Origin of the sequence: Micromonospora sp. BL1 (assembly GCF_003667485.1) — a bacterium.
Taxonomy (GTDB): Bacteria; Actinomycetota; Actinomycetes; order Mycobacteriales; family Micromonosporaceae; genus Micromonospora; species Micromonospora tulbaghiae.
In genome coordinates this window covers 1-4943 of the sequence record NZ_RCVK01000235.1, presented here as the reverse complement: position 1 = coordinate 4943, position 4943 = coordinate 1, and the positions used below count along the sequence as shown (strand labels likewise).

Here is a 4943-nt window from a genome sequence, read left to right as displayed (position 1 = left end):
CCGGCGCGGCTGCGGCGGCCGGCCCGGCTTCGCCGGCCGGCGAAGCAGCGCCGGGGCAAGGCCGGGCCGCCTGCCGCGCCGCCGGGCTGGCAGCAGCCGCCCAAGCGGACCCGCCGCAGGCGCCGCTGGCCCTGGGTGCTGCTGCTCTCCGTGGCCTGCTGCTGCGGCCTCCCGCTCTGGTGGTTCCAGCCGATCTCCAGCCAGTACCCGGCCAGCGCCACCCTCCCGGACCAGATCGACTCGATGCGGCTGCGCCAGGACGACAGCAGCAGGGCCGCCGCCGAGGAGCTGAAATCCCGGGTACGGGAGACCAACCTGCTCGCCGAGGACACGTTCGCCGGCATCTACAGCACGAGTGACGGCAAGCGGGTGACGTTGTTCGGCAGCACCGGCCTGCGGTTCAGCCCGGAGTCGGACGCCAAGTCGGAGATCGAGCGCCTCGCCGGGGACTACGCCCTGCAGGAGTCGGTGGTGGTGGACACGGGCGTACGGGGTCGCCACGAGCGATGCGCCGTCGGCCGGGCGGACGGCGACTCGGTGGTGGTCTGCGTGTCGGCCGACCACGGCAGCCTCACCACCGGCGTGTTCACCCGGCTGTCGGTGGACGACAGCGGGCGGCTGCTGAACGACCTGCGTCAGCGCGTGGTGGTGCCGAAGTCCTGACCGCTCAGGCGGTCGGCTCGCCGCCGGTCTGGTCGCCGGTGGCCGCCTGGTCGGCGCGCTTCGGGGCGTAGCGCGGGACGTACTCCTGGCCGCTGAGCTTCTGGATCTCGGCCATCATCTCGTCGGTCATGGCGCGCAGCGAGGTGCGGTCGTCGGGACGGCCGGTGAAGTCCAGCGGCTTGCCGAACTTGATGGTGATCTTGGCGCGGCCCGGTCGCGGGATCCGCGTGCCGATCGGCTGGGCCTTGTCGGTGCCGGTCACGCCGACCGGGATGATCGGCACGCCGGCGGCGATCGCCAGCCGGACGGTGCCGGTACGCCCGCGGTAGAGCCGCCCGTCCGGGGAGCGGGTGCCCTCCGGGTAGACGGCGACCAGGTCACCGGCCTTGAGCACCGGGATCGCCGCGTCGAACGCGGTGAGCGCGGCCCGCCCACCGGCCCGCTCGACCGGGATCGCGCCCAGGCCGGTGAGCACGAACTTGGAGAAGCCGCCCTTGAGCCCGGTGCCCTTGAAGTACTCCGACTTGGCCCAGAACGCCAGGTGCCGCGGCACCACGGTGCCGAGGAGCAGTTCGTCGGCGACGGAGAGGTGGTTGCTGGCGAAGATCGCGCCGCCGGTCCCCGGGATGTGCTCCAAACCCTCCACGTGCGGACGGAAGGCCAACCGGAGCGTGGGCGCCACGGTGAGCTTGCCGATGGTGTAGAGCAGGGGCACGGGTCCTCCGGCGGTCGTACGTGAAACAGGCGCTGTCACGGTAGCCGACGCGGCCGTCCGCCACCGAGCGGGTGGCTCGCAGTCCACTCGCTGGGGCCGGGCCCTCCTCCACCCGAGGGGGTGCAGGAGGGCCCGGTCCGCTCACACCTTGCGGACCGTCACGGTCACGCGCTCGCCCTCGCCGGCCTCGCCGGTGAAGCCGTCGAGCCCTTCGGCGAAGTCGATGCTGTCGGCCAGCACCTCCCGGGCCACGAACCCGGTGTACGCGGCGACCGCCGCGCGTACCTCCTCGGAGGCGGAGACGGCCACCGTGATCCGGTCGGAGACGTCGAGGTCGGCGTCGCGGCGGGCCTGCTGCACGACCCGGACCACGTCCCGGGCCAGCCCTTCGGCGGCGAGTTCCGGCGTGACCTCGGTGTCCAGCACGACCACTCCCTCACCGCCGGGCAGCGGCGCGGAGTGCTCGGCGTCGGCGGCGACCAGGCGCAGCTCGTACTCGCCCTCGGCGAGCGTGACCCCGGCGGCGACCGGGGCGCCGTCGCGCAGCTCCCACTCCCCCGCCTTGACCGCCTTGATCACCTGCTGGACGGCCTTGCCGACGCGCGGGCCGAGCGCCCGCGGCACCACGGTGAGGACCTGCTGGCAGTACGCGGACACCTCGCCGGTGAGCACGACCTCCTTGACGTTCACCTCGTCGGCGACCAGGTCGGCGAAGGGCCGCAGCTGGTCGGCGACGGGCGAGGCCACTGTCAGCTTCGCCAGCGGCAGCCGTACCCGCAGGCCCTTGGCCTTGCGCAGCGACAGCGCCGCCGACGCGACCGCCCGGACGTTGTCCATCGCGGAGACCAGTTCGTGGTCGGCCGGGAACTCCTCCGCGGACGGCCAGTCGGTCAGGTGCACCGACCGCTCGCCGGTCAGCCCGCGCCAGATCTCCTCGGCGGTCAGCGGCGCCAGCGGCGCCACCACCCGGCACAGCGTCTCCAGCACGGTCCACAGCGTGTCGAACGCGTCCGCGTCGCCGGCCCAGAAGCGGTCCCGGGACCGGCGCACGTACCAGTTGGTCAGCGCGTCCAGGTAGGACCGCACCGTCGCGCACGCACCGGAGATGTCGTACGCGTCCATCTGCGCGCCGACGGTCGCCACCAGCTCGTTCGTCTTCGCCAGCACGTACCGGTCGAGCACGTTCGCCGAGTCCGTACGGCGACGCGCGGTGTGGCCGTCGGCGTTGGCGTACAGCGAGAAGAAGTACCAGACGTTCCACAGCGGCAGCAGCACCTGGCGCACCGCGTCCCGGATGCCCGACTCGGTGACCGCCATGTCGCCGCCGCGCAGCACCGGCGAGGACATCAGCATCCACCGCATCGCGTCCGACCCGTAGGAGTCGAACACGTGGTAGACGTCCGGGTAGTTGCGCAGGCTCTTGGACATCTTGCGCCCGTCCGAGCCGAGCAGGATGCCGTGGCTCAGGCAGTTGCGGAACGCCGGCCGGTCGAACAGCGCGGTGGCCAGCACGTGCATGGTGTAGAACCAGCCGCGGGTCTGCCCGATGTACTCGACGATGAAGTCACCCGGGTAGTGGTGCTCGAACCACTCACGGTTCTCGAACGGGTAGTGCACCTGGGCGAACGGCATCGAGCCGGACTCGAACCAGCAGTCCAGCACCTCCGGCACCCGGCGCATCATCGACTTGCCCGTCGGGTCGTCCGGGTTGGGGCGGACCAGGTCGTCCACCGCCGGCCGGTGCAGGTCGGTCAGGCGTACGCCGAAGTCCCGCTCGATGTCGGCCAGCGAGCCGTAGACGTCCACCCGCGGGTAGTTCGGGTCGTCGGAGCGCCACACCGGGATCGGCGAGCCCCAGAACCGGTTCCGGCTGATCGACCAGTCCCGGGCGTTCGCCAGCCACTTGCCGAACGAGCCGTCCTTGATGTGCCCGGGCGTCCAGTTGATCTGCTGGTTCAGCTCGACCATGCGGTCCTTGAACTTCGTCACCGCGACGAACCACGACGACACCGCCTTGTAGACCAGCGGGGTGTCGCAGCGCCAGCAGTGCGGGTACGAGTGGGTGTAGGTGTCCTGCCGCAGCACCACCCCCCGCTCCTTCAGCTCCCGGATCACCGGCTTGTTCACGTCGAAGACCTGCTCGCCCTGGTACGGCGGCACCAGCGCGGTGAACCGGGTGTGGTCGTCCACGGTCACGACGGTGGGGATGCCGGCGGCGTTGCAGGTGTTCTGGTCGTCCTCACCGAAGGCGGGGGCCAGGTGGACGATCCCGGTGCCGTCCTCGGTGGTGACGAAGTCCGCGCCGAGCACCTGGTAGGCGTTCGGGCCGGCCGGCTCGACCAGGAAGTCGTACAGCGGCGTGTAGCGGCGTCCGACCAGGTCGCGGCCGTACACGGTGCCGACCTGCTCGTACCCCTCCAGTTCCTTGGCGTACGCGCCGAGGCGCGCGGCACCGACGACGTAGCGCTCGCCGTCGCGCTCCAGCAGCGCGTACTCGATGTCGGGGCCGACGGCGAGCGCCAGGTTCGACGGCAGCGTCCACGGCGTGGTGGTCCAGACGCCCACCTTGACCGGCCCGCGCAGCGGCTCCGGCGCGTTCTCGTCGGCGGTCAGCTCGAACCAGACGGTGAGTGTCGGGTCGTGCCGGTCCCGGTAGACGTCGTCCATCCGGGTCTCGGTGTTCGACAGCGGCGTCTCGCACCGCCAGCAGTACGCGAGCACCCGGAAGCCCTCGTAGACCAGGCCCTTGTCGTGCAGGGTCTTGAAGGCCCACATGACGCTTTCCATGTAGTCCAGGTCGAGCGTCTTGTAGTCGTTGGCGAAGTCGACCCAGCGGGCCTGCCGGGTGACGTACCGCTCCCAGTCGTGGGTGAACTCCAGCACCGACGTGCGGCAGGCGTCGTTGAACCGGGCCACGCCGAGGTCGAGGATCTCCGCCTTGGTGGTGATGCCGAGCTGCTTCTCGGCCACCACCTCGGCGGGCAGGCCGTGGCAGTCCCAGCCGAACCGGCGCTCGACGTGCTTGCCGCGCATGGTCTGGTAGCGCGGCACCACGTCCTTGACGTAGCCGGTGAACAGGTGGCCGTAGTGCGGCAGCCCGTTGGCGAACGGCGGGCCGTCGTAGAAGACGTACTCGTTCTCGCCGTTCCGGCCGGCGTCGCGGGCCTCGACCGACGCCTCGAACGTCTTGTCGGCCGTCCAGTGCTCCAGCACCCGGCGCTCGACCGCGGGCAGGTCCGGGCTCGCCGGGACACCGGCGCCGGTCGGGTCGTGCAACGGATAGGCCATCGCCTGTCGCTCTCCCTCAGCAGCTCACTCGTCTGTGGTCTGCGAGGACGAGCCGAATCCGGTACGCCGTGACGGCGTACCGGGTGTGGCCCGCGGTACCACCCCGCTTGGCGGCCGAGGTGCGACCGCCCGCTCGTTGGCCGGCTGTGACGGGCCGTCCCGTCCGGTTCTACTGAGCCGGTGACCCGGCTGTTCTTCCGGAGGCTCACCGGTGATGGCCGGGTCGTCGCCTGTGCGTTCAAGCGTACTCGACCCCCCACCCACCGCGCCGCCGAGT

General features: G+C 71.4%; 2 protein-coding genes and 1 pseudogene. 1 reads left to right on the top strand and 2 read right to left on the bottom strand.

Going from position 1 to position 4943, the window contains the following annotated elements; genetic code table 11:
- Nucleotides 1-663 (top strand): annotated as a pseudogene (locus tag EAD96_RS15410) (hypothetical protein); the annotation flags it as partial.
- Between the two features lie 4 nt (nucleotides 664-667).
- Here EAD96_RS15410 and EAD96_RS15405 read toward each other — a convergent pair.
- Nucleotides 668-1378, bottom strand: coding sequence for a 1-acyl-sn-glycerol-3-phosphate acyltransferase (locus tag EAD96_RS15405; protein ID WP_121684780.1), 711 nt, complete (start codon nucleotides 1376-1378; stop codon nucleotides 668-670).
- A 141-nt stretch (nucleotides 1379-1519) separates the two neighbouring features.
- Nucleotides 1520-4666: an isoleucine--tRNA ligase gene (gene ileS, locus EAD96_RS15400; protein ID WP_121684779.1), complete on the bottom strand. Its 3147-nt coding sequence runs from the start codon at nucleotides 4664-4666 to the stop codon at nucleotides 1520-1522.
- Nucleotides 4667-4943 lie beyond the last annotated feature (277 nt).